Origin of the sequence: Paenibacillus chitinolyticus NBRC 15660 (assembly GCF_000739915.1) — a bacterium.
Classification (GTDB): Bacteria; Bacillota; Bacilli; order Paenibacillales; family NBRC-103111; genus Paenibacillus_F; species Paenibacillus_F chitinolyticus.
Genome location: NZ_BBJT01000003.1, coordinates 636,357 through 660,061 on the forward strand (window position 1 = coordinate 636,357; position 23,705 = coordinate 660,061).

15 protein-coding genes and 2 pseudogenes are annotated in these 23,705 nt (G+C 56.6%); 1 reads left to right on the forward strand and 16 read right to left on the reverse strand.

Going from position 1 to position 23,705, the window contains the following annotated elements; translation table 11 throughout:
• Positions 1-161 precede the first annotated feature (161 nt).
• The 10 genes from PCH01S_RS08140 to PCH01S_RS08185 all read right to left on the reverse strand — a co-directional run bounded on the left by PCH01S_RS08140 (position 162) and on the right by PCH01S_RS08185 (position 13,044).
• Positions 162-2,090: a cache domain-containing sensor histidine kinase gene (locus tag PCH01S_RS08140; protein WP_042228285.1), complete on the reverse strand. Its 1,929-nt coding sequence runs from the start codon at positions 2,088-2,090 to the stop codon at positions 162-164.
• The gene (locus PCH01S_RS08145; RefSeq protein ID WP_042228287.1) at positions 2,087-3,106 is read right to left on the reverse strand and encodes a response regulator transcription factor; all 1,020 of its coding nucleotides are present in this window, start codon (positions 3,104-3,106) and stop codon (positions 2,087-2,089) included. Before PCH01S_RS08145 ends, PCH01S_RS08140 begins: the two co-directional genes overlap by 4 nt.
• Positions 3,107-3,241: 135 nt before the next feature.
• Positions 3,242-4,792, reverse strand: coding sequence for an extracellular solute-binding protein (locus PCH01S_RS08150; RefSeq protein WP_042228290.1), 1,551 nt, complete (start codon positions 4,790-4,792; stop codon positions 3,242-3,244).
• Positions 4,793-4,905: 113 nt separating this feature from the next.
• A complete protein-coding gene (locus tag PCH01S_RS08155; protein WP_042228291.1) occupies positions 4,906-5,778 on the reverse strand; it encodes a carbohydrate ABC transporter permease in 873 nt (290 codons plus the stop codon).
• A 16-nt stretch (positions 5,779-5,794) separates the two neighbouring features.
• Positions 5,795-6,745: an ABC transporter permease gene (locus tag PCH01S_RS08160; RefSeq protein WP_042228293.1), complete on the reverse strand. Its 951-nt coding sequence runs from the start codon at positions 6,743-6,745 to the stop codon at positions 5,795-5,797.
• A 60-nt stretch (positions 6,746-6,805) separates the two neighbouring features.
• The gene (locus PCH01S_RS08165) at positions 6,806-7,441 is read right to left on the reverse strand and encodes an SGNH/GDSL hydrolase family protein (RefSeq protein WP_042228295.1); all 636 of its coding nucleotides are present in this window, start codon (positions 7,439-7,441) and stop codon (positions 6,806-6,808) included.
• Entirely contained in the window at positions 7,435-8,457 is a 1,023-nt protein-coding gene (locus PCH01S_RS08170) for a glycoside hydrolase family protein (protein ID WP_042228298.1), read from the reverse strand. The genes PCH01S_RS08165 and PCH01S_RS08170 overlap by 7 nt, the downstream gene beginning before the upstream one ends.
• Positions 8,444-10,285: an alpha-L-fucosidase gene (locus PCH01S_RS08175; protein WP_042228300.1), complete on the reverse strand. Its 1,842-nt coding sequence runs from the start codon at positions 10,283-10,285 to the stop codon at positions 8,444-8,446. Before PCH01S_RS08175 ends, PCH01S_RS08170 begins: the two co-directional genes overlap by 14 nt.
• Positions 10,286-10,325: 40 nt before the next feature.
• The gene (locus PCH01S_RS08180) at positions 10,326-10,643 is read right to left on the reverse strand and encodes a cupin domain-containing protein (protein ID WP_042228301.1); all 318 of its coding nucleotides are present in this window, start codon (positions 10,641-10,643) and stop codon (positions 10,326-10,328) included.
• Between the two features lie 97 nt (positions 10,644-10,740).
• Complete coding sequence (locus tag PCH01S_RS08185; RefSeq protein WP_042228303.1) at positions 10,741-13,044, reverse strand: DUF4962 domain-containing protein; 2,304 nt, start codon at positions 13,042-13,044, stop codon at positions 10,741-10,743.
• Positions 13,045-13,294: 250 nt separating this feature from the next.
• On the opposite strand from PCH01S_RS08185, the gene PCH01S_RS29265 reads away from it, so the two are divergent.
• Positions 13,295-16,045, forward strand: coding sequence for a discoidin domain-containing protein (locus PCH01S_RS29265; protein WP_129112475.1), 2,751 nt, complete (start codon positions 13,295-13,297; stop codon positions 16,043-16,045).
• 269 nt (positions 16,046-16,314) lie between these two features.
• Here PCH01S_RS29265 and PCH01S_RS08195 read toward each other — a convergent pair whose 3' ends face one another.
• The 6 genes and pseudogenes from PCH01S_RS08195 to glgD all read right to left on the reverse strand — a co-directional run bounded on the left by PCH01S_RS08195 (position 16,315) and on the right by glgD (position 23,698).
• The gene (locus PCH01S_RS08195) at positions 16,315-16,767 is read right to left on the reverse strand and encodes a DUF4362 domain-containing protein (protein ID WP_042228304.1); all 453 of its coding nucleotides are present in this window, start codon (positions 16,765-16,767) and stop codon (positions 16,315-16,317) included.
• A gap of 96 nt (positions 16,768-16,863) precedes the next feature.
• The gene (locus tag PCH01S_RS08200) at positions 16,864-17,481 is read right to left on the reverse strand and encodes an NUDIX hydrolase (RefSeq protein WP_042228306.1); all 618 of its coding nucleotides are present in this window, start codon (positions 17,479-17,481) and stop codon (positions 16,864-16,866) included.
• A 117-nt stretch (positions 17,482-17,598) separates the two neighbouring features.
• Positions 17,599-18,867, reverse strand: coding sequence for a hypothetical protein (locus tag PCH01S_RS08205; protein ID WP_042228308.1), 1,269 nt, complete (start codon positions 18,865-18,867; stop codon positions 17,599-17,601).
• A gap of 274 nt (positions 18,868-19,141) precedes the next feature.
• Positions 19,142-20,830, reverse strand: a pseudogene (locus PCH01S_RS31290) (glycoside hydrolase family 13 protein); the annotation flags it as partial.
• Between the two features lie 225 nt (positions 20,831-21,055).
• Positions 21,056-22,477 (reverse strand): annotated as a pseudogene (gene glgA / locus PCH01S_RS31295) (glycogen synthase GlgA); the annotation flags it as partial.
• Positions 22,478-22,588: 111 nt separating this feature from the next.
• On the reverse strand, positions 22,589-23,698 hold the full coding sequence (gene glgD / locus PCH01S_RS08215) for a glucose-1-phosphate adenylyltransferase subunit GlgD (protein WP_042228312.1): 1,110 nt from the start codon (positions 23,696-23,698) through the stop codon (positions 22,589-22,591).
• Between the last annotated feature and the right edge of the window lie 7 nt (positions 23,699-23,705).

Genomic DNA, 23,705 nt, shown 5'->3' on the forward strand with positions numbered 1-23,705 from the left:
GACTATCCGTGTGACGCTCACCTATTCGTTTTACGTGGTGTCACGCAATGTTCATGTTTCGTACTTCATGTTTCGTACTTCATGTTTCATTTTTCATTCTTCATCCGTCGCTCTTCATGTTCCGCCTGCATCTTTCGTTCTACACGCTTCGATTCTGCCGTTTACTCCGTTCTTCCGGTTCCTTCTTTGTCCCCTGGTTCGGGGCGCCAGGCGTTTCGGGGCTCCGGCAATTCGCCACGGCCTTCGTCGGGACTTCCATTGGCGGGCTTTGAGACCGGCATGATCATCGTCATTTTCGTCCCGATGCCCGGTTCGCTTTCGACACGAAGGCCGAATTCCGCTCCGAATACAAGCTGTATCCGCCGGTGCACGTTCAGCACACCGATCCCGCCCCGTCCGCTTTCTTCCAGTCCTGCCGCAGCGGAAGCATCCGTCAACTGCTGTGTTTTCAGCTTGGACTGAAGGTTCTCCAGCGTCTCCCGGGTCATCCCGGTCCCGTTGTCCTCCACCGAGATCCAAAACCTCCCGCCTTCTTCCCCGGCATCAATCCGGATCCAGTGATGATCCTCCAGACCGTCCGGAAAAGCATGCTGGAACACATTCTCGATCAGCGGCTGCAGGGTAAGCCGCACCATTTTCTTAAGCAGAAACTGCGGCGGAACCGCAACATCCAGCTCGAATTCCCGGTCGTGCCGGTGCTTCAAAATAATCATGTAGTTCAGCACATGATTCAGCTCGTTGGCCACGGTTATTTCCTCCAGATTCGTCTGAACGGAATAGCGCAGCATGTAGGCCATGGATTTGACGATTTCCGAAATTTCCTCGGAATCCTGCACGACGGCATAACACACGATCGTTTCCAGCGTGTTGTAGAGGAAATGGGGATTGATCTGCAGCTGAAGCGCCTGAAATTCGGCCTGCTGGCGTTCAAGCTGGGTTTTCTGCTGCTTGAGTTCACCTTCATAGACCTGCTCCACTAGCTCCGACAAGCGCCCTACCATCAGGTTATAGCGCTGCATAAGCTCCGTGATCTCATCCCGCCTGTTCGGCAGCGGCACCGTGGACCATTTGCCCTGCTCCGTCTGCCGCATGCCCTGAATAAGCACAAGAATCGGCCGGGTGATCGAGCGGCCGAACCGGTACGCGAGCGCGACCGCGATAGCCAGTGTAAACAAGCCGATGAGAATCGTCGTCGTGCGAATGGCCGTCACCGGCTTTTTCAGCTCGCTCAGCGGCATCGAAACGACGAGATTCCAGCCGGAGTAAGATGACTTGCGGCTCATGTAAAGCCGTTCCTCTCCGCCCGGCCCTTTGTGCTCGAAGGAAGCTGTCTCCCCGGAATGGACAATCCGGGGCAGCAGCTCCGGCAGCGCCTGCGGGCCGACTCCGTCCTTCGAAGGCTGATAAATCATCTCGCCTTTGTCGTTGACGATGAAGAAGTAGCCGCCTTCGCCCAGATCGATCCCTTTCCAAAGCATGGAAAGATCGTTCGAACGGATCTCGACGGCCAGAATTCCTTTGTATTCCGCCGACTGCAGCCCTTTGATCTGCCGGGACAGCCGGATTACGTTCCCGTTCATGGCCGGAACAATGCTGTCCGTCGTAATGCTCAGCGTTCCGTCCGGTTCCGTAACGTTCTTCAGCCGCTCCAGTTGGCCCAGCATCTGTTCCCGGGGGTAAGTTCCCTCCGCCTGATCGTTGCTGTAGCCGTAGATGCCGTTGCCCGCAAAGCTTATCGCGTACATGGACACAATCTCCGGGTTACGGATAAAGATCGGCTGCAGCGCCGTTTCCCGGATCGTGCTCCAGAACTTGTAATAGTCGTAGGGCTCGGGGACCGGAGGAAGATCGACGAATTTTTTAATGTCCCGGTTCGTCAGCAGCGAAATCGTCAGCCGGTCGTAGCTTTTCACATACACATCCGTATGATGGAGCGCATTGGTTAAAATTTGGTTCATATGAAGCCGGTTTTGTTTATCCAGCTCATCGGACGCCTTTTTATACGTAAAGATCCCGACAGAGGTCAAGGTGATCAAAATTATCGAGAGCAAGTAGAGAAAAATTTTGCGGGAAAGGTTCCATTTAATCATTTAATCCCCAATTGCTGCCGGTATTCCGAAGGGGAATAGCCGGTCGTTTTCTTGAACATCTTCGTAAAATGCGGATAGTCTTCGTACCCGACTTTGGCGGCCACATCGACGATGCGGATATGCGGGATCGCCAGGAGCTGCTGCGCCTTCTCCATGCGCTTCTTGATCCGGTATTTCACAAACGTTTCATTGGTCATTTTCTTGAACATGGAGCTGAAATAGGTCGGAGTGAAGCCGGCCATCTCGGCCACCTCGTCGAGCGTTATTTCCTCCGCCAGATGCGTGTCTATATACGTCTTCACTTCGTCGAGCAGGTTCTTGTACGTGCCGCTGCGCTGTTGAAGCAGCTTCTCCATGATGTCCCCCAGCCGGGTCTGCATCTCCTCGAAGATCTGATCCTTGGATACGCACCGCTTGTCTTCCCATTCGTTCTTGACCGGAAGGCCCCTGGCTTGAAGCCTCTTGAGAAGCAGCGCCATGCATTCTTTGATGAGCTGCCGGAGCTGGAGCAAGTTCATTCCGCTGGACATACAGTTCTGCTTCCACTCCCCGATGAGCGTTCGCAGCCTGTCCTCTTCAAGATTCCAGACCAGTTGTTCCATCTGTTCGATCACGTCCACGCAATCCGACAACGCCACGAACCCTTTGACCCGGTTTTTCATAAAATCGGCCAGAACCTCATGAAGATCCGGCGCCGTCACCGGCTTCAGCAAATAATGCTTCACCCCGTAGAACAAGCATTTCTGGGCGTAAGAGAAATCGCCGAAACCCGAGATCACGATACACGGAATGTGGCTGTACTGCTCGTGAATAATCCGGCACAGCTCCAGCCCGTCCATCTTCGGCATCCGGATATCGGTAAACACCAGGTCGATTTCGTGCTCCCGGATGATTTCGAGTGCGGCGGTGCCGCTCGCGGCCGTATGAATGCCCGCGAATTCGAACGGATAAAGCTCCGCCATTTTTACGAGGCCTTTGCGAATAATCGGCTCATCGTCGACGATCAACAAATGCATGGTAACAGCTCCCCGTCCCGAAGTATGTGCTTTTGCAAAAAAAGGGGGCCTCCCCGATAACGTCTGCAAGGGAGGCGAACCTTTTTGGGCAGCCGGAATTAAAACGCTTTCATTTCAGCTTTAGTTTAGCTTTGTTTAACGGGCGCGGTCAACCACGCCTTCTTTTTTGTTGTACCGTTCCGTAGCTTCCTTAATGATTTCTTTGCCTCCCTTGGCTTTGTACTCTTCAATCACTTTAGGCCAGTCGGAGATCGGACGTTTGCCGTAAATCATCTGAATCATCTGGTCCAGAATGAATTTGGGACCCGTATCCCCGCCGGAAGCCAGATCCGGGTATTTCGTAAAGGAGGCCAGACTCGTCGTAAACGTAATGCCGCCTACGCCTTCCTTGGACAGCACGTTATCGAACGCTTTTACCATATCCTTGCCGTCCTCCGTCAATTCGGAGAGCTTCTTGTTGTAAGTCAGGTCGTGAACCATCCAGAGCGTCGTCTGGCGGTAGTTCGCCTCGTCGATTTCTTCTTTCGTCTTCGGCTGCTTGTAGTTGATTTTGCCGTTCTCCTTCGTATACGTGTCGCCTTCGATCCCGAAGGTGAAGAACTCTTCGGCTTCTTCCGTGCTCATCCAGTCGAAGAATTGGATGATCTTCTTGGCTTTCTCCTTATCCACTTTGCTGTTGATATACTTCGCCGTGGAAATATACCCGTACACTCCGTGTCCGCCCTTTCCTTCGGGACCTTTGGGAGATGCGACGATATCGACTTTGCCGTCTTTCACCGCGTCTTTGATCTTTCCCCGGAAACTCAGCAGACCCTCTCCGTTCGCCGACCAGATGCCGGATTTGCCCGCCGCGATATTTTTGTTGTAGTCGGTTTGGGAAACGGTTGCAAAATCTTTCGGAATGAGTCCTTCCTCATACATCGTTTTGTAAGTTTGGAGAGCTTTCATCATATTTTCCGCATCGAAAAACTTCGGAACGACTTCGCCGTTCATCAGCTCGAACTGATACGGCATGACATCGTAAGCGCCCAGGAACGTGTCCGCATATTTGAACTGCTCGCGGATCTGGTACGGGTTTTCGACGCCCATCTTCTTGAACGCCCGCAGAACGTCCAGATATTCCTCGACGGTCACAGGCTGCTTCAGATTCGCTTTCTCCAGCAGATCCGTCCGGATGAAGGTCGCTCGTCTCGACGGGTTGGTCAGCCAGCCGGGTATGCCGTAAATTTTGCCGTCGTACGACGTTTCCTCCCAGGCTTCCTTCGGAACGAGCTTCATCAGATTCGGCGCGTTTTCCTTGAGCAGATCGTCGAGCGGCATGAATACGCCGGCTTCCACCGACCCGGACATGGAGGACGTTGTCGGGCCGCCGCGCAAATTGCTGACGACATCCGGGATGTCGTTGCCTGCGAACATCAGGCTCATTTTCTGATCGAATTCTTTGTGAGAAAGCGGTTTCAAATCCAGGTCTGTGTTTGTGCGTTTTTCCAGCTCCAGCACCCATTTGTCTTTGTTAATATCGGATGCGGATTCCAGATAGGCGTTGCCTCCCGTAGAGAAGGAGACGGAGAATTTTACGGGACCTGCGCCCGCCGCGCTTTCTTTTGCCGGTTCCTTGGAATTGCAGCCCGCAAGCGTTCCGGTAGTGAGAACTGCCGCGAGAAGTACACCCCAACCTTTTTTCATCAAGAACCCTTCCTTTCGTTCTCTTCCTCGTTATGAGACCCCTGGTACACTTTCATGATAAGGGCTGGAGATTTTTACGGGTATTGGGATTCTTATTTTGGCATTGTGTTCTTTTATGATTTAATCGACCCGATAAGCATACCTTTAATGAAGTATTTCTGCAAAAAAGGATAGATCAGCAGGATCGGCACGGTCGCCACAACGATCACGGCCATTTTGATGCCTTCGGGCGAAATATTCAGCGTATTCTCGAAGGTGGACGTCATCTCGCCGAAATTGTCCGTAATCACGATTTCTCTAAGCCTGATCTGCAGCGGAAACAGATTCCGGTTATTGATATAATACAAGGCATTGGAGTACGAATTCCAGTGGGCCACCGCGTAGAACAAGCCCATCGTCGCCATAACCGGCTTCGACAGAGGCAGCACGATGCTCCAGATCAGCCGCATTTCGCCGCAGCCGTCAATCCTGCCGGAATCGACAAGCTCGCCGGGCAGCCCTGAGAAGAACGAACGCATGATAAACAAATTGTAGGCGCTGATCATGCCGGGAATAATGAGCGACCAGACCGTGTCCAGCAGCCCCAGATTTTTGATCAGCAGATAGTTCGGAATCAGCGGCGCGCTGAAAATAAACGTCACGAGCACCATAAGCAGCAAATACCGGCGCCCGATATATTCCGGACGTGACAGCGGATACGCAAGCGTTGTCGTTGCGATCAAGTTAATGAGCGTGCCGACGACCGTCACGAACACGGAAACGAGAAAGCCCTGCCACACGGAGCTGTCGCTTAGCACGAACGCGAAATTGGAGAGGGTAAACTCCACCGGGAAAACGGACACTCTGCCCTGGTTAAGCGCCAGCTCACTGCTGAACGACTTCGCCAGCACGTGGACGATCGGCAGGATCATACAGATCGCCACCACCGTCAGCAGCACGTAGTTGAATCCCTGGAAGGAGCGCTCTCCCTTGCTTTCTTTCACCATAAAACGTCACCTGCCCCTAGTATAAAGATTCGCCTGTCGCTTTTTTGCTGAGACGGTTTCCGATCATGATAAGCACGAGGCCGATCAGCGATTTAAACAGCCCGATGGCGGTCGTATAGCTGTACTGTTTACCGAGAAGCCCGACGCGGTAAATGTACGTGTCGAGAATTTCGCCGCTTTCCGAGTTCAGCGAGTTCAGGAACACATAGACCCGCTCGAATCCGAAATCGAGAAAATGCCCGATATGAAGCAGGAACATGATCGCGATCGTCGGCATAATGGTCGGAATCGTAATGGCCGTCGTCTGCTTCCAGCGGCTGGCCCCGTCGATTTTGGCCGCCTCGTAAAGTTCCGGGTTAACCCCGGCGAGCGCCGCCAAATAAATGATCGTTCCCCAGCCCGCGTCCTTCCAGACGCCCGAACCGATCAGAATACTGCGGATATAGGAATTCTCCCCGAGAAAATACACCGGCTCCATGCCGAACCAGCCGAGCATCGTATTGACGATCCCCGTCGTCGGAGAGAGGATGCCCACCGCGATCCCCCCGATAATGACCCAGGACAGAAAGTGCGGCATATAAACGACGGTTTGAAGAATTCGTTTGTACACCATTTTGCGTACTTCGTTCAGCAGCAGCGCCAAAATAATCGGCACCGGAAAAGCGATCACGATATCGTACAGCCCGATCAGGAGCGTATTCGTGAAAATTTCCAAAAACTCGTCGTACTCGAACATCCGGATAAAATTGTCCAGGCCGACCCAGGGACTGCCCGTAATTCCTTTAAACAAGTTGTAGTTCTGAAAAGCCATGACGCTCCCCATGAGCGGCACATACTTGAATACGATAAAGTAAAGAATGCCGGGAATCGAGAGCAGATAGAGCGCTTTGTATTTGCGCAGATTCGATCCGACTTCATGCCTCTGCACGTACCTGACTTTGTCGGACGGCTGAATTTTGCTGGCCATAAGTACCTCCTAGGCTGTCGGAATTGGCTGATGATACGCTTGATATCGTGTAGGACAGGGTTAAAAAAGGGCGCGGGACACGCCGGCCGCTTTCAGCCACGCATCCGCGATAAGCGCATGTCCGGCCGGAGACGGGTGTACCCCGTCCGGGGCCCAGTACGGGCACGGCGCTTTCACCGAGGCCTGCGCGAACAAGCCGTCCAGCGGCACGTAAGCCGCCCCGTATTCCCGCGCCAGATCCCGGACTCCGTGAATTTTCGGGTCGAGATCTTCCCGCCAGTGCCGCCTGTCTTCGGGAACCGGCAGGACGAACGGCTCGACCAGCATCAACTTCACGCCGGGGAGCCCCTCTACCGTCCGGTCCAGAATGTCCCGGTAGCCGGCGGCGAACGCTTCCGCGGATGTCGGATCGCTGCGGTCGTATCTTCTCCACGTGTCGTTGACGCCGATATAGATCGAGACTACGCCGGGTTTCAGCTCCAGGCAGTCGGCCTCCCAGCGGGCCTGAAGGTCCCGGACCCGGTTGCCGCTTATTCCCCTGTTGAGGAACGTAACGCCCAGTTCCGGGTACATACGGCCAAACTGGGCCGCCGCCATCCGGGCGTAGCCCCTGCCGAGCTCGTGTCCCGGCTCCCGTTTGGCGTCGGTTATGCTGTCTCCCTGAAATAACACGACATCGTTTTTTCGGATCAGCATGTCGGGGGACCCTCCTTGAGCGGAATGACCATATTCCACGTTTTCGTGCAGTCGTGAAAGCCTTTCGTGCCGTCGGAAGCGGCCGCGAACAGATAAGTGGGCACACCGCCCTCCATGAGCAGGAACGGACGCTCCAGATTGCCCGCCTGCCTCGTGACGCCGTCATCCCACAGGAAAGTGCGGGAATAAGCTTTCGGCGGATCGCACAGCGACCACGTCACCCCGTCCGGCGAGTAAGCGCGGATGCCTCCGTATTTTTCTCCGCACAAGCGGCCGGTCATGTCTTTGGCGATCATCGAAAATCCGTCCTCCGTCTTCCACACAAACGGGTCTTCGATGTTGAAATCCGGCGGGAAAAGCGGCCCCTCGGCCAGCCGCGTATACGGCCCCTCGAAGTGAGGCGCCTTCGCGGCCCCGATCGTCATCTCCCCGTGACGGAAGCCTTCGTACTTCCTGGCTTTGTAGACAAGAAGCACGGAGCCGTCATCCATGACGCAGGGAGCCGGATTCGAAGTCAAGAAGCTGTCGAACCTGCCCGGACGTACGGTCAGCACCGGCTCGTCACGGCGCAGCCACGGGCCTTCCGGACGGCTTGCCGTGGCGATGCCGATCCGCTTGTTGGAACGGGCCACGACCGTCACCGGATCTTCCGGACGGAGCGGTTCGCCCGGCTCCGGGTCCGCGAAGGGGTGGGTCGATCCCATGTAATACAGCACGTAAGTATCGCCGATCCGGACGATATGCGGATTGTGCGTGCTCCGGCCGTCCCAGTATTCCGCTCCGCGGGCGGGCAGCACCGTTTCCGCGTACGTGTAAGGCCCCTCGGGCGTGTCCGATACGGCGCGCACCACTTCGGACGAGACGAGCCAGCCGGGATGCATCGGCAGACTGTCCGGCCAGCGGGAAGCGAACAGATGGTAGCGCCCGTCTTCGCCTTTCACGGCCGAACCGCACCAGACCCAGTACCCTTCCATGCGGAATCCGCCGCCGACAGGAGCCGGCTTAAAACTGAACATCGGGCTTCTCCTCCTCCGTTAACGCTTTCATAACCACCTGCCGCAAATTCATCAAATAACCGCCTCGTATGTCTTCGGCCCGTACGGTCAAGGTGTATGTGCCCGGTCCCGGAATTTCGAGTCCTCCGATCTCACGGACCGTAAAATCATACGGCCCTTCCGTGGGAACGACTTCCGCCCGGAGCGCGTGATCTCCGCAGCAGACGGAGTAGGAGCCGCCCGCCGATACGCCGGGCTCTGCCGCGTACGAGAGGCAGACGGCGTACCTGCCGGGCGCCGCCGCCCGGAACGTCCACGAGAGGCTGTCGCCCGCCCGGCTCCAGTCCGTGACGTTATCCCGGCCCTTCTTGCCGGTATCGTAGCGCAGCCGCTCCCCGGCGGCTTCCCCGTCGAAAACCGGGAAAGTCGTCACGCCTTCCTCCATCAGCCGCTTGTGCGGATCGGCTGCAAGTTCCCCTTCGTATTGGAGCACCAATACGGAAGAAGCGTTGTCCGGCAGCGGGCCGGGAAGCTCCACGAGCAGGTCGAGCCCGTTCAGCCGCCGGAAGCGCGGCGCGGGCGCAGCCGGATCGTGCAGCCAGCGGATCGCGGTGACCGGACTTGCGATGCCGGAGACGATCAGCCTGCCTCCCGGCGGCCGCCGCAGGATGTGCAGGAACAGCTTCCGCTCCTGCCGGTTCGCCGTGCAGCAGCCCCACTCGGGGCGGCCGATGGGGCTCCCCTCCGTGCCGCGGATGCTTGCGTGGTGGACGGCCATCCAGCGTCCCGCTTCCTCCAGCAGCCTGCGCGAATGAGCGTCGATGCGACCGCTGCCCTCGGGGCCGACATTGAAGACCGTATTGCCGCCGCGGCTCGCCGTTTCAACCAGAATCCGGATCAGTTCCTCCGGCGTTTTCCAGTTCCGGTCGGCGTGCCGGAAGCCCCACGAATCGTTCAGCGTGAAAATCGACTCCCAATCCGGCCGGGTGACGCGGACGCTGAGCTGGTTGTCTCCCGGATTGCCGTAATCCGCGAATTCGTCGGAGCGAATCCGCTTGTTGATCAGGCAGCCCGGCTGAATCGAACGGACCAGCTCGGCGAATTCGCGTCCCTGCTCATCCGTGATCTTGTGGCCGCAGTCGAACCAGAGGATGCCGACCGGGCCGTAATTCGTGAGCAGCTCGCGGATTTGGGGAAACGCCTTCTCCCGCAAATACCGGTCATACCTGCGGCTCTTCGTTTCATCCCCGGTCCAGCTTTCGAGCGAATCCCAGGCGCCAATGTTATCGGGGTAATCCAATGTATTTCCTTGGGAATCGGGGTGGTGCCAGTCCATAGCGTGCGAGTAATAGAGGCAGAACGTAATCCCGCCCCTCCCGCATGCCTCGCTTAATTCGCGGATCGGGTCCCGGCCGCTCGGACCGAGCCGCACGATGTTGTACCCGCACGCCTGCGAGTCGTACATGGCATAACCGTCATGATGCTTCGCCGTGACGATCATGTATTTCATGCCGGCTTGTTTGGCGGCCGCGACCCACTCGTCCGCGTGAAATCCGCTCATATCCATGGCGGCGGCAATCTTCTCGTACTCCCGGACGGGAATGCGTCCTCTGAGCTGAATATGCTCGGCGTAAGCCGCCTGAACTTCTTCGCCCTTCCACCTTCCCCCGAGCAGCGAGTACGGGCCCCAATGGACGAACATTCCGAATCGCGCTTCCCGCCACCAGGCCAGTCTGGCATCGGAGCTTCCGTCTCCGGAAGCGCGCATCTCACCGCCCGGATTTCCCGGCTGGCGGCTGCGTCTCGCTTCCGCTTCGGCTCCGTCCATCAGCGGATCATTCTCGCGCACGATGCATCCCTCTCTTCCGCTTTGGATTTTGGAACGGGTATCAACGTTTCACGAGATCTTCCCGGACCGGCGTAAAGCAGTCCAGCAGAATACTCGCCTCCAGCGCTTTGGCGCCGTGTCTGGCATGAGGGGGGATGCAGATGGATTCCCCCGACTCGATGACCTTTTTTACACCGTCGATCGTGAACTCCATCCGCCCTTTCATACAGTACGACAACTGCTCGTGCGGGTGAGCGTGCTCGTATCCTTCCGCACCCGGCTCGAAATGGACTTCCATCAGCATCAGCGATTGTCCCGGCTGCATAATTTTGCGCTTGACTCCGGGTTCCGCGTCTTCCCATACGTTAATATTGCTCATCGTGCGATTCCTCCTTGTGTACGTTTCATTTCCAGCTCCTGCTTACGTTCACCTGATAATACCGGCAGCCCTTCCCGACATCCGCCGTGACCTTGTTCTAGAAAGCCTTCTGTACGTCGATTTTCCGCGTCTTTCCGTTATCCGTAAAATATAAGGAAACCACGAAGCCCTGGTCGTCCATAAAATACGAAACGTAGCGGTCTTCTTCGTCCGGTTTTTTGGGTACGAGAAGCGTTACGAGACGGTGGGAAGCCGCCGGAGGCGATTCGGCCTTAAGATGCCACTGCCGGGCGAGGCCCTCGATCTCCTTCTCGTCCACGCCGGCAAATTCGCCGCTCTGCGTAAGCGTCAGCTCGCCCGACGAACAGAATACGAAGCGTCCCTCCAGCGAAGCTTTTTTCCCGTTCACCCGGAAGGACTGCTCCCGCAAATCCATCTCGTACAGGGCATGGTACAGCCATTCGATTTTACCCGGACGGTTCAAATCAACCGAATCCACTAGAACGAAATAACTGTTGTCCACAAAATAGATTTCACGCTCCACCTTCTTCGCGTAAGGCACCTGCTCCAAATAAGCGGCGGTCACATCCATCTTCACATAACTTCCGATCTTGTCCCGCTTCGCCTCAGCGACCGTGCCGGACGCCGCCATATTAAGCGATTTATCCGTGTCCGCGTATTGTCCGGCCCCGTCGATCAGGAGGCTGTTTTTGGAAACCGTCTGCCTCCGCCAATTGCGGTGCATCGTGCTGTTAAACGCGACATAATACCCGGTCTCCACCGCCAGGGCCTCCCCGAACGCATGGATATAAAAAGCGCCCTGGTCCGCATGGCTGTGGCTCACGGAACCGTACTTGCTGGCCTTCGTCAGCAGCATGATCTGCTCGCCGGGATCGTCCATCCGGTGATGCATCGCTACCCAGCCGACATCGCGGAACCATTTCAGTTCCTCCGCATCCGAAGGCGCTTCCGGCCGGATTTGCGGGTACGCCTGCCGGTATACGAGCTCATCGAAACGGAAATCCCACCAGCCGTGATTGTGGAACAGCTTGGCCGCTTCGGGGTTCATCTCTTTGATCCGCTCGTAGTACCACTGGTACCGGCCGTTGCCCGTTACACCCGCCAGATGGCGCATATTGTACCCCGTCTTGGCGCCGAATTTCCCGCCCAGGCTTGAGTTATCCCCGAAGGTCGTGCGCGTGGAAGCGTTCGGATTGTAGACATACAGCGGAAAATCGCCGGTTTTGTGAAAAAAAGGCCGATCGAACAAGTTCAGCTTCGTGCAGCCGCGAATCCATTCGATCGCTTCCTGCAAGGCCGCCATTCCGGTCGTCCAGTAATGGGGACCTTCCGCCCATCCGCCGTCCTCGCCGCCCCACGGCGTGTATAAGGTCCAGAAATACTCCAGCGTGTAATGAAGCCACTCTTCCGCTTCCGGTTCTTCATGCAGAAGCGAAATGCAGCACGGCGTGAGTACGGACGACAACGACCGCACCGCATGGCTGTCGTAGGGCACCTGGTGAATCTTGGAACGCCGGATTGCGTGATCCGCCACCTGGCGGGTCCGGGCAGCCAGGCTCCGCTTCACCCGCTCCTTCTCTTCGGCATCCAACTCGCCGTGCAGCCAGTCGTAACCCCAGGCCAGAGCACCCGCCATGCGGAATGCCGCTTCGTCGTTGTAGTCGCGGCCCGTCGGGCCGGCCGGATCCCAGGAAGCGGCCGCCAGCAGCCAGTCTTTCGCACGGCCGAGCAAACGGGAATCGTCCAGCACCTTACCTGCTATGCTCAGGTGGCGGATCGCGTACAGCATTTCCTGACAGATGATGTAAGATTGCCTCCAAAGCTCCACCGTCCGCTTGTTACCCGGATACGGCTCGGGTTCCGCATGCGGCTCCCGCTCCGCCCAGGGCAGAACCGACAGCTCGTAGAACAGCTTCCAGCCGGTTCCTTCGGGATCGGCAGCGATTTTTTCGCGGTAGCGGGCAATTCCCTCTTCTCCTTGCAGCCATAACCGGGGTCTCGCGTAACCGCTTTCTTTAAAACGTTCACCTTTGGCCGGCAGCGGGGTTTCGGGCAGATTTTCCGGTACCGAAAATGAACGTGCGACGCTCCATTCGGACGTACGTTTATCGTTCTCATACAGCGCATACCGCCAATAATACGTGCCGGGCGCGAAAGTTTTATCCGGCGTAAAAAAATTATAGGGAACCGGTGCATACGTCCGGGTAAGCCCGGATGGGAAATCGTCCCGTTCTGATATTTCCAGCACATAACAATCTTTCTCGAGCCTGGTGGGAATCCACGTGAACCGGGGCGGATTCTCGATCACCTTCGTCTGCGCGTCAGGCCCGTACTGAACCGTCAGCACGCCGCTGCGGGGTTGATACAAAGATTTGCTCATGTCATCGTTCCCTCCGGTGTTCAGCCATTATGATGCGGCTTAAAATCTTTACCTGCTTCCATCGTCCTCTGTATCCAGTATAAAAGTGTTTGCCGCCGGTCTGAATAGAGTCAATTAAGATCGAGTTGTGCTTTTTTACGATTGCGGGTACCCGGGCAAGTCCTTAAAAAAAACCATATTTTTCTAAAGTGCCTCTCTGCTATAGTGAAGGTGTTTTAAACCATTCTTACGAGGTGAGGTGTTTCAGAACATGAAAGCTTTTTCCGTCAAATCAAAAAAGCTGCTGGTCGTCCTGACGGCCGCTCTCGTGCTGCCCCAGCCTCTGCTGATGCCGCCGGGAGCCCGGGCACAGGAGCAGCGGGCCGTGCAAACCGCAATGGCCGCAGCCGATCAGGCAGCGGACCGGACAGCTTGGGCAAGCTCCGAAGTAAGCGGCCGGGAAGCTTCCAAAGCCATCGACGGAGACGCCGCCACCTACTGGCAGCCTTCGAGCGCCGACCGCGAAGATATGAATGTGTGGCTTGCGGTCGATCTGGGTCAGAACACACCCGTCAACAAAGCCGTGTTTTCGCTTAACCGGGCGGATAATCTGGCCTCCTATGCCATCCAGTATTCGTCCGACGGCGCAACGTGGAGTACCGCCTATTCCCGGAACCAATCGCTGAGCAAAGATGAGAGCGCTTTCTTTGAAGAGGTTACGGCCCGCTATTTCCGGCTTAATCTAACCCTCGGCAAAAACCTGAATGTGAATGTGTTCGAATTTCAGCTTACGAAGGATGTGAACAGCGAAAATCCCGTGCCCAGCGACCTGAAACGTATCTATTTCGCAAATGACGACGGTCAGGAAGTTCCGCTTAACGGAGAACTGACTCTTCAGAAAAACGCCGTGAAAACGTTAAACGTGAAAGGCGTCACCTCTTCCGGCAGCATCGTCTCTCTGCCCGGCACGGCGGTCAGTTGGATCTCCGCCGCCAAAAGCATCGAAATCAGCTCCGCCGGAGCGGTCAAGGCGCTCAAAACGGGGGCCTCGATGGTCAATGCCGAAGCCACCGTGAACGGCAGGAAAATCAAATCCCCCGACTTCTGGATAGTCGTGGAAGATCCGGCCGAATTCAAGGGAGAAGCGTTCATCGCCGGAACGAGCCTCTCCCATCCTACGCTCCGCACGGAAATCGGTCAGCCCGCGATTCTCAAGGCCGGCGATGCTCTCCCGGCCATCGCGGTCCGGGCCAACACGGCTTTGACGCTGAGCGGAGAAGTGCGGCGGAACGGCAACCCCGCCCCAGGGATAACGCTCCCGGTCACCGCGTTTGACAAAGGCCAGCGGAAAACGGTGCAATTGGCCGGACCAAGCACTGCCCCCGGCCTCTACGAAATCCGGTTGACGTTCTCGTCTCCCGGCAGACCGGATTACCACGACACCTTCTCGTTCACCGTGCCGGACAAAGCGAAAGCGGCCGGAACGCAGAGCAGCATCGCCTACCTGAACGAGGACGACCGGATGACGTATGTCCCGGATTTCAAAGGCAACCGGATTCTCGATTTTTCCGGCAGCGGCTATAAAGGCGGCGGGGTTCCGATCCCGAACGTACAGGCGAAGGCCGTCGTCTCACCCGGAGCGGGCGACGATACCCGCCGCATCCAGGACGCGATTGACTCGGTATCCCAGATGCCGCTCGGTCCCGATGGCTTCCGTGGCGCCGTTTTGCTGACGAAAGGTCAATTCGAAGTGTCCGGCACGCTGAAAATAACCGCCGGCGGTGTCGTCCTCCGGGGAGAAGGCCAAGATGCAGGCGGCACGGTCATTCTCGGAACAGGCACCACGGCCCGCAACCTCGTCGAAATCGGCGGCACTTCCGGCGTTGTGACGGATAGCGCCTCAAAAACGGCGATTACCGACCTGTACGTTCCGTCCGGCGCTTCTTCTTTCCATGTGGCGGATGCAAGCGCCTATAAAGCCGGAGACAAGGTCATCGTCCGCCGGATCGGCAACGACCGGTTCATCCATGAAATCGGAATGGACCACATTTATATGCGGCCGGGACAGGGAGGTACACAGCAGTGGGGCGCGTTCAACCTCGATTTTGACCGCACCATCCTCAAGGTGGAAGGCAGCCGGATCACCCTTGATGTGCCCTTGGCCAATTCCATTGATCTGAAATGGGGCGGCGGCGAGCTGTACAAGTACAGCGACGCCGGGCGTATCGAACAGGTCGGCGTGGAAAACATGCGTGTTGACTCCGAGTTCGACAAGAGCGTGATCGACACCGTCATGGACAACGAAAAAACGGACCCGTATTACGCCGATGAGAAGCATGCGGAACGATTCGTTGTTTTTAACAGCGTGAAGAACGGGTGGCTGCGCGAAGTGACCACAACCCATCTCTCCTATTCCACGGCGCTGGTCAGCCGCCAGGCGAAATGGATCACCGTCCAGGATACGACGACGCTGGATATGGTCAGCATCATCACCGGCGGCCGCAGATACGCTATTCACTTCCAGGGTCAGCAGAGCCTCGCCCAACGCAATCACGTCGAGACGTCCCGGCACGCTTTCGTCGTAGACAGCCGGGTGCAGGGACCTAACGTCTTCCTGGACGGAACCACGGACAAGAACTTCAACACAAGCGAGCCGCACCACAAATGGTCGGTAGGCGGCTTGTACGACAATATCCAGGCGCCGATCTCGATCCGCGACCGGGCATGGCTAGGAAGCGGTCACGGCTGGGCGGGCGCGAACTATGTGACGTGGAACACGGAAGGCGCGCTTACTTCTCAGCAGCCTCCCACCGCGCAGAACTACGCTATCGGCCACGTCGGGACCGTAGTGCCCGGACTCGTGCCGAGCACCTATGATCCGAGACCGCGCAGCGAAGCGTTCTGGGAGTCCACCGGGGCACTTGACGCCGGTCAGCCTGTACAAGCAGCAGCTTCTGGAGAGAAAAGGCCCGCATGCGCTGCAAAATATTTCCCGGCTTCCGCTCGCGTCCGGTTCGCTTAATCAGCCGTAACGCAGCATGCCGGTTCTTCTCCGCATCGGGCGTGCGGCAGCCTGCTGGGCGTGGGCGGCGGGCTGGCGGACAAGCCCGCCCGCCGAGCACCGGCCGAGCACCCGCAGCAGCCAACAGGTAGCCCCTGCGCGAACTAAAAAAAGCAGCCGTATGGTTTACGGCTGCTTTTTCGTGCATAAAACATCTCCTGCCCGTCATAACCGGCAACATTCGAGAGTAGACAACCGCACTCTCCCGCGTGACCAGGAAAGCTTTTCCCTCAGCGTTCCCTGTTCTTTTCAATATCCAGAATCGGCAGCTTGTCGTTCTGCCCGCCGCCGCACTTGCTTAACTGGAGCACATAACGTTCGGAAGTTTCGATTTTTTCGACGGAGGCGCACGTGTACGTTTGCTTCTGTTTGGGCGAGCTGTATGCATCTCTGGCGTTGTCTACCGTCCACACAATCACCGTCCCGTCCGTATACACATCATGTATCCACGGGCCGCTGTCAATTGTAGGCGAAATCACCATCAGATTATCTCCTTGTGCCCGGTTAAACCGGCCTACGAGCTCGTCCAGCCTTTTCAAATCCCGCTGATCGAGATTCACAAGAATGTCGGCGTTCGCTTGAGCCGCTGCAGGTTGGAACCATTTCGTTTTGACCGCGACAAAAGGCATAAATCCGGCAAGAAATGCCGCTCCCATTAAAACGATCGCAAGCTTTTTGTTCATGTGATCGAACACCCCGCTTCCCGAATCCGGTCAAGTCCGCTCCCACCCTGATGCTGCTCCGCCGGTTTGGCGTTTCACGATGTTTCCGCATGGACCTTAATCCAGCAAAACCGGCCTGCCGGGATCCTCGCACATCTCGAACATAGTGAGCAGTTGAGCCTTCGTGTTTCTCTCCGCCGACAGCTCCGGCAGTTCCTCTTTTCCGAAAAAAGCCGCCTCGCTCGTTTCGAGCCCTCCTTGAATCTCGCCTCCGGTAACGGTGCAGAGCACAAAAAATTTGTACACGTGATACGGAGATTCCGGATGATCGTGGAATTTTTTATCGAATACGGCCAGCAGCCTGTCCGCTTTCACTTCCAGCCCGGCCTCCTCTTTAACTTCCTTCACGGCCACTTCCGAAGGCGATAGCCCGATGTCCGCCCAGCCTCCCGGCAGCGCCCAATACCCGTCCAGCTTCTCCCGTACAAGTACGAGCTTGCCCTCACGGAAAACGACCGCGCGGATGTCCACTTTCGGGGTGGCGTACCCTGTCTCGTTCGCGAAAAGGTCCCGGATTTTCTCCCGATGAAGGTCCGTATACTCGCTCATGATCTCCAGGCTCAAATCCCGGAGCATCTCATACCGCTCCAGATCGTACACGTCCTTGCTGTAGGCCAGCCCGATTTGCGAGATGGCTTGTATCTGCTTGGCCCATTCCAGCCATTTGGCGCTCATGCTGATGTCCCTCCTCGATTCGTTGATTTCGTAAAAAAAGACGAACACCGGATTATCAGGTGTCGTCTCGCAAGTAGGTCCATTTTAGCATGCCGGTTCTAGAAATAAAAATAAATCTTATTGTCCGTTTTGCCCAAATACCGCCGCTGAATTCATTTCCGGCTCCACCGGCTGTGCGGCGGGTTCTTCGGCATCCTTCTCAGGAATCCACCAATCGTCCCAAGTACCGTGAACATGATACCAGGTGATCCCCTCGGGAGACAGCCACTTTTCGAAAGCTTTGACGGTCTGCGAGGCAAAGAAGCCCTTCATATTGTGGATACGGCTCCAATCCGGGTACTTGTACGTTGCCGATCGCGAGGTCAGCGGAATATCATCGTCCGTCGGAATAATGCCGGCAGGCCGCACTTTGAGCGCCAGCCCGGGATTGACCCATAACGCTTCGGACTCCGTCCGGATGTGCACCCACTCCAGCTCCCCGTCCTTCCACGTTTCGAAAGCGTCGTAGCTGCCCGGCGCGACTTCCGTATAATTTTCATCGTCGTAATAAGTCGGCTTCGCGAACCCTTTGCCGCCGGTAGGAAGTTCGATTTTCCCCGTCGTTTCCCGGACACCCGCCAGCTCATCCCCGGGTAAAATCCACCGTTCCCCTTCCGGGAGGGAAACTTTATACCAAGTCGGGCTGCCGTCGCCGAGCGTAGGCGGAAGCTCCCATACTGCCGTCACCGGGTACCTCCCGGTTTTCAGCGTTCCCTTTTTGGTTAGCCCCGTGTAAGGCAGCTCGAAGCTGTCCGTATCTTGGAAAAGGTCGACGGTAGTGGAGACCGCTTTTTCCCGAACGGCTTCCTTATAAAAGCTGTCGTAGATCCACTTGTCTCCCAGCCAAGTCTGGATGCGGTAGAAGGTAATCGTCCGGGGAGGGCCGAAGTCCGCTCCATCCCATTCGATTGTTCCCGTGACCGTTACCTGCTGCGGGGAAATGATCGTGCCGCTGGCCGTTTCCTGAAGAGGCTCGTCGTACAGCTCCTGCTTATCGACCAGAGTGATCGTCGCGGTTTCGGCCTTGTACTTGCCGGGAACGAGCGTTTCGGGATCGGCTTTGATCCATTTCTCCCCCTGCCACGTTTCGATGAGATATCCCTTTTCTTCCGTATGATCCGCCATGCTCCACCCGCTGTCTCTCTTCGTAATATGGACAGTTTGAAGAGGAGACAGGCTTCCCGCAGGCTTGGTGAACGCTTCGTCTTCGTACATCATCGTCTCCCGGAGCAGCGTCACGTCCCACGGAACGTTGATTACCATAGCCTTCGCCCGGACCGGAGCCAGTATAGAGGCGGAGCTTGCGAGCAGCAGGAAAGCCGCACCAGACAACAACCACTTTTTCAACGGGTTTCCTCCTCCTTCAACGGATATTTATCCAGAACATTTTTAAGAATCTTGAAAATGGCCGGATGCCCCGTGCGCCAGAGCCCGTTCGTTCTTCCGGGCGGCGAGGCTTGAGGCACCTTAATCGACAATCGACGCGATTGCGCTCTGCGGAACTTGAGGCGTATGCGAATCCGCCCCGCCTTTTTTTGTTAAAAAGCACCTGAAACCGCCGGGGTCTCAGATGCTTTCAACAGGATGCGGGAACGGTTTACGTATCCAAGCGGGGGACCGATTAAACTGCCTTCAGCAGATAGACCCTGGCTTCAAAAGGACGAAGCTGGAGTTCCGCGTCCAGACCGCTCGTCTCGCTCCCTTCCCCGACGGGGTAGTTGGCGATAAGCAGCTCACCGCCGCCCCCGGCCAGAAGCGGGTACGGGCTCGCAAAGGAGACCGTTTCTCCGGTAAAGTTGAGCATAACGAACAGCCTGTCGTTTCCGAGCGTGCGGGTATACGCGTAAATGCGCTCGTCTTCTTCGGACACGATCTCATAGCTGCCGTACACGATCACCGGGTGAGTTTTACGGAGCGCGATCAGTTTCCGGTAATAATGAAAAATAGAATCCGTGTCAGCCAAAGCCGCTTCCGCGTTAATCTCCGTATAGTTCGGATTCACGTGCAGCCACGGCGTTCCGGTCGTAAAACCTGCGTTCGCCTCCGTACTCCACTGCATCGGAGTCCGTGCGTTATCCCGCCCTTTGATGCGGATCGCGTTCATGACCTCGTCATGATTGCCGCCGCCTTCGGTGACGCGCTCCCGGTACATATTCAGCGTCTCGACGTCCCGGCAGTCCTCGATCCCTTTGAAAGGCACGTTCGTCATGCCGAGCTCCTCGCCCTGATAAATGTAAGGCGTTCCCTCCAGCGTGTGAAGGAAAGTCGCCAGCATTTTGGCGGATTCCACGCGGTATTCGCGGTCGTTGCCGAACCGGGACACCATTCTCGGCTGGTCATGGTTGTTCAGGTACAAGCTGTTCCACGCGCGTCCATGCAGCCCCGTCTGCCACCGGCCGATCGTCGCTTTCAGATCCTTCAGCTTCCAGCCGCACGGGTCCCATTTGCCGCCCCAGCCGCTGTCCAGCTCCATATGCTCGAACTGGAACACCATGTTCAGCTCGGTTCCGTCCGCATTCGCATAACGGGCCGCGTCGTCCGGGGTTACACCCGGTGTTTCGCCGACCGTCATGATATCGTAACGGGAAAGTACCTTTTCGTTCATTTCCCGCAAAAACTCATGCACCCTCGGGCCGTTCATAAAATAGTCCCCGCCCCATGCATACCGGTCTCCGCCCGCGCTTGGAAGTCCCTCCGTCTTAGAAATCATGTTGATGACGTCCATGCGGAACCCGTCGATTCCCTTATCCAGCCACCACGTCATCATGTCGTAGATTTCCTCGCGCACCTTCGGGTTCTCCCAGTTTAAATCCGGCTGCTTGCGGCTGAACAAATGAAGGTAATACTCCCCGGTCTGCCCGTCGTACTCCCACGCCGGACCGCTGAAAATACTCGTCCAGTTGTTCGGCTCCTGTCCGTCGCGGCTTGGCCTCCAAATGTAATAATCCCGGTAGGGATTCTCTTTGGAGGAGCGGGATTCCAAGAACCAGGCGTGCTCGTCCGACGAGTGGTTCACGACGAGATCCATAATCAGCTTCATGCCCCGGCCGTGTACTTCCGCGAGCAGCTTCTCCCAATCCGCCATCGTTCCGAAATCGTCCATAATCCCGCGATAATCGCTGATATCGTAGCCGTTGTCGTCATTGGGCGATTGATAGACCGGAGACAGCCAGATCACGTCGACGCCGAGCTCTTTCAAATAATCCAGCTTCGAGATGATGCCCGGAATATCGCCGATTCCGTCTCCGTTGCTGTCTTTAAAACTGCGCGGATAAATCTGGTAGACGACGCTCTCTTTCCACCAGGTTTTGCCTCCTGGGCCCCCGCCGTCATCTTCTCCCGCTTCGCTTACAGCCGCGGCTTTCGGCCGGGCCGGAGTCCGTTCGCTTGCGGCCGGAGCCGCTTCTCTCAGCTGTGCCGCATGAGCCGCCGCGACCCGGAGCTGAGCTTCCTGTTCACTGCGCCGCCGCTCCGCTTCCTGCCACGCTCTCTGGCGCTCTTTGGACGCGTCCGCCGCCTCCCGGATAAGTTCCTGGTACAGCGACTTGTACTGCAAAGCCGATTTTTTCCAGCTAAAATCGGTCTTCTTGATGTTCGCCGCCAGGTTGCGCCAGGCTTCCTGGTCATGAAGATAGAAGTGCACCGCGCGTCTAACCGTATGCAGCATATCGTGGGCGTTGTACGAGCTAAAGCTGAAGCCCGTGCCTTCGCCGGTAAATTCATTGTAAGGATGCACCGTATCCTTCAAGCCGCCCGTCTCGCGGACGATCGGTACCGTGCGGTAGCGCATCGCGATAAGCTGACCGATTCCGCACGGCTCGAAGAGCGACGGCATCAGGAAGAGATCCGAGCCGGCGTATACTTGACGGGCAAGCCCGTCGTCGAATGCGATGTAGGCGGCCAGCTTGTCGGGATGCTGAGCCGCCGCTTCGCGGAAGAGCTGCTCGTACTCATGATCCCCTGTCCCCACAATCACCCATTGGGCATCCAGGGACAGAAGCTCCGGCAGCACGTGACGGATCAAATCGATCCCCTTCTGCTGCACCAGCCGGGTCACCAGCGAGATAACCGGCACGTCGTCGCGGACCGGCAGCCCCAGCCGCTGCTGAAGGTGCGTTTTATTCAGCCGCTTTTTGGACAAAGAATCCCGGTACGTGACAGCCAGATGGGGGTCGGTCACCGGATTAAAAAGATCGTAGTCGATCCCGTTGACGATGCCCACGGTCGCCTCGCTGCGGTAGCGCAGCAGGCTGTCCATATGCTCGCCGAAGAACGGCGTACGGATCTCCTCCGCGTAAGTCGGGCTTACCGCCGTAATGCGGTCGGAATACAGCAGTCCGCCTTTCAGGAAGCTGCCGCCGTCGTACATTTCGAGCTGATCCCCGTTGAAATAGCCGGCATCCAGGCCGAAGAGATCCATCATCGTCTCTTTGGAGAAAAGCCCCTGGTAGCGCAGATTGTGTATCGTAATGACCGTTTTGATATCTTCATAGAACGGATAGTACGGGCTGTACTGCGCTCTAAGCAAAACCGGAATCATGCCCGCCTGCCAGTCGTGGCAGTGAATCACATCGGGCTTGAAACCGATGTGCGGAAGCGAGTCGATTACGGCCCGGCAGTAAAACGCGAATCTTTCGGCATCGTCGCCGTATCCGTAATGCCCGCTTCTGCGGAAATAAAACTCGTTGTCCACGAAATAAAACGTGACGCCTTCGTGTTCCAGGGTTTGAATGCCGCAGTACTGCAAGCGCCAGCCCAGATTTACGCGGAACGTGACGAGGTTCGCCGTCTCCATCTTGTCTTTGAATACTTGAGGAATTTCGTCATACTTGGGCAGAATGACCCGGACATCCGCTCCGTTGCGTTTAAGTTCCTTGGGCAGGGACCCGATTACATCGCCCAGTCCGCCCGTCTTGGCGAAAGGCGCCGCTTCCGAAGCCGCAAACAAAATGTTCATGTACGTTTCCACTCCCGTCTTCTAAGTTTCTTCTAATTTTCTATTTGAAAAAGCCAAACCGAAAACCGCATGGCGGCGTCCGGTTACGGCTTTTGATTGTCGGAATCCGTTTTAAATGACTTTCATTTTCGCCGCGATGAACGGTGCTCGAACATCCCCGGTCAACACACGCCCGCGGCTGATGAACACGTCTTTGTCAAGAATGGCGTTCTCGATCACGACATTTTCTTCAATGGAGCAGTTCTGCAGGATAATGCTGTTTTTCACGACAGCCCCCTTGCCGATTTTTACACCCCGCGACAAAATGCTGTTATCGACCTTGCCTTCAATGACGCAGCCGTTGGCGATCAGGGAATTGCGCACGCTCGCGTTAGCCTCGTAACGGGCAGGCGGTTCGTCTTTTACCTTGGTATAGATGAGATCCTTGCGGAAGAACAACTCCCGCAGCACCGACGGATCCAGCAGTTCCATGCTGTGCCGGTAGTAGCCTTGGATCGAATTCACGATTCCGAGATAGCCGTCATGATGGTATCCGACCACGTTCAGCTTGTCGACGTTCTTCATGATCCCGTCCCGGACCAGATGATCGTAGCCCTGCGCCAGGCAAGTCTCCACCATGTCCAAAAGGAGCGCTTTGCTCATGATATACATTTCCATGGACACGTAATCCGTACGCAGACGTCCGGTCTGGTCCTCTATAACCGTCACTCTGCCGTCCGGACGTACCGCAAGGCGGCGGTAGCTTCCCGAGTATTCCTCTTCCGCCTCTTTATAAATGACGGTCACATCCGCTCTCATATCTTCATGGTAGCGGACGGCGTCTTCGAAATTAATGTTGCATACCATATGGCTGCGTCCGATGATGACCAGTTCTTCCCGGCCCCGGTAGAAATAATCGCGGTGGGAATAGAACTGGAACAAATCTCCGCGCGACATGCCCGCCGGATCGTCCTGGACGGACGGCAGCACGAACAGGCCGCCTCTCTTGCGGTCGAGGTCCCATTCCTTGCCGGAACCCAGATGGTCCATCAGGGAACGGTATTTGTGCTGGGTAAACACAGCTACGTTGCCGATCGAGGAATTCACCATGTTGGATAAAATAAAATCGATCAGCCGGTAACGGCCTCCGAACGGAACCGAGCCCGCACAGCGGTGAAGCGTAAGCTCTTCCAGATCGTCCGGCTCGTTCACCAGATTGATAACGCCCATTACATGCTTCATGCCATCC

Bases quoted from the DNA above. Each gene is read 5' to 3' on its own strand.
- PCH01S_RS08140 (WP_042228285.1), bottom strand. From the start codon at position 2,090: ATGATTAAATGGAACCTTTCCCGCAAAATTTTTCTCTACTTGCTCTCG.
- PCH01S_RS08145 (WP_042228287.1), bottom strand. From the start codon at position 3,106: ATGCATTTGTTGATCGTCGACGATGAGCCGATTATTCGCAAAGGCCTC.
- PCH01S_RS08150 (WP_042228290.1), bottom strand. From the start codon at position 4,792: ATGAAAAAAGGTTGGGGTGTACTTCTCGCGGCAGTTCTCACTACCGGA.
- PCH01S_RS08155 (WP_042228291.1), bottom strand. From the start codon at position 5,778: ATGGTGAAAGAAAGCAAGGGAGAGCGCTCCTTCCAGGGATTCAACTAC.
- PCH01S_RS08160 (WP_042228293.1), bottom strand. From the start codon at position 6,745: ATGGCCAGCAAAATTCAGCCGTCCGACAAAGTCAGGTACGTGCAGAGG.
- PCH01S_RS08165 (WP_042228295.1), bottom strand. From the start codon at position 7,441: ATGCTGATCCGAAAAAACGATGTCGTGTTATTTCAGGGAGACAGCATA.
- PCH01S_RS08170 (WP_042228298.1), bottom strand. From the start codon at position 8,457: ATGTTCAGTTTTAAGCCGGCTCCTGTCGGCGGCGGATTCCGCATGGAA.
- PCH01S_RS08180 (WP_042228301.1), bottom strand. From the start codon at position 10,643: ATGAGCAATATTAACGTATGGGAAGACGCGGAACCCGGAGTCAAGCGC.
- PCH01S_RS08185 (WP_042228303.1), bottom strand. From the start codon at position 13,044: ATGAGCAAATCTTTGTATCAACCCCGCAGCGGCGTGCTGACGGTTCAG.
- PCH01S_RS29265 (WP_129112475.1), top strand. From the start codon at position 13,295: ATGAAAGCTTTTTCCGTCAAATCAAAAAAGCTGCTGGTCGTCCTGACG.
- PCH01S_RS08195 (WP_042228304.1), bottom strand. From the start codon at position 16,767: ATGAACAAAAAGCTTGCGATCGTTTTAATGGGAGCGGCATTTCTTGCC.
- PCH01S_RS08200 (WP_042228306.1), bottom strand. From the start codon at position 17,481: ATGAGCGCCAAATGGCTGGAATGGGCCAAGCAGATACAAGCCATCTCG.
- glgD (WP_042228312.1), bottom strand. From the start codon at position 23,698: ATGAAGCATGTAATGGGCGTTATCAATCTGGTGAACGAGCCGGACGAT.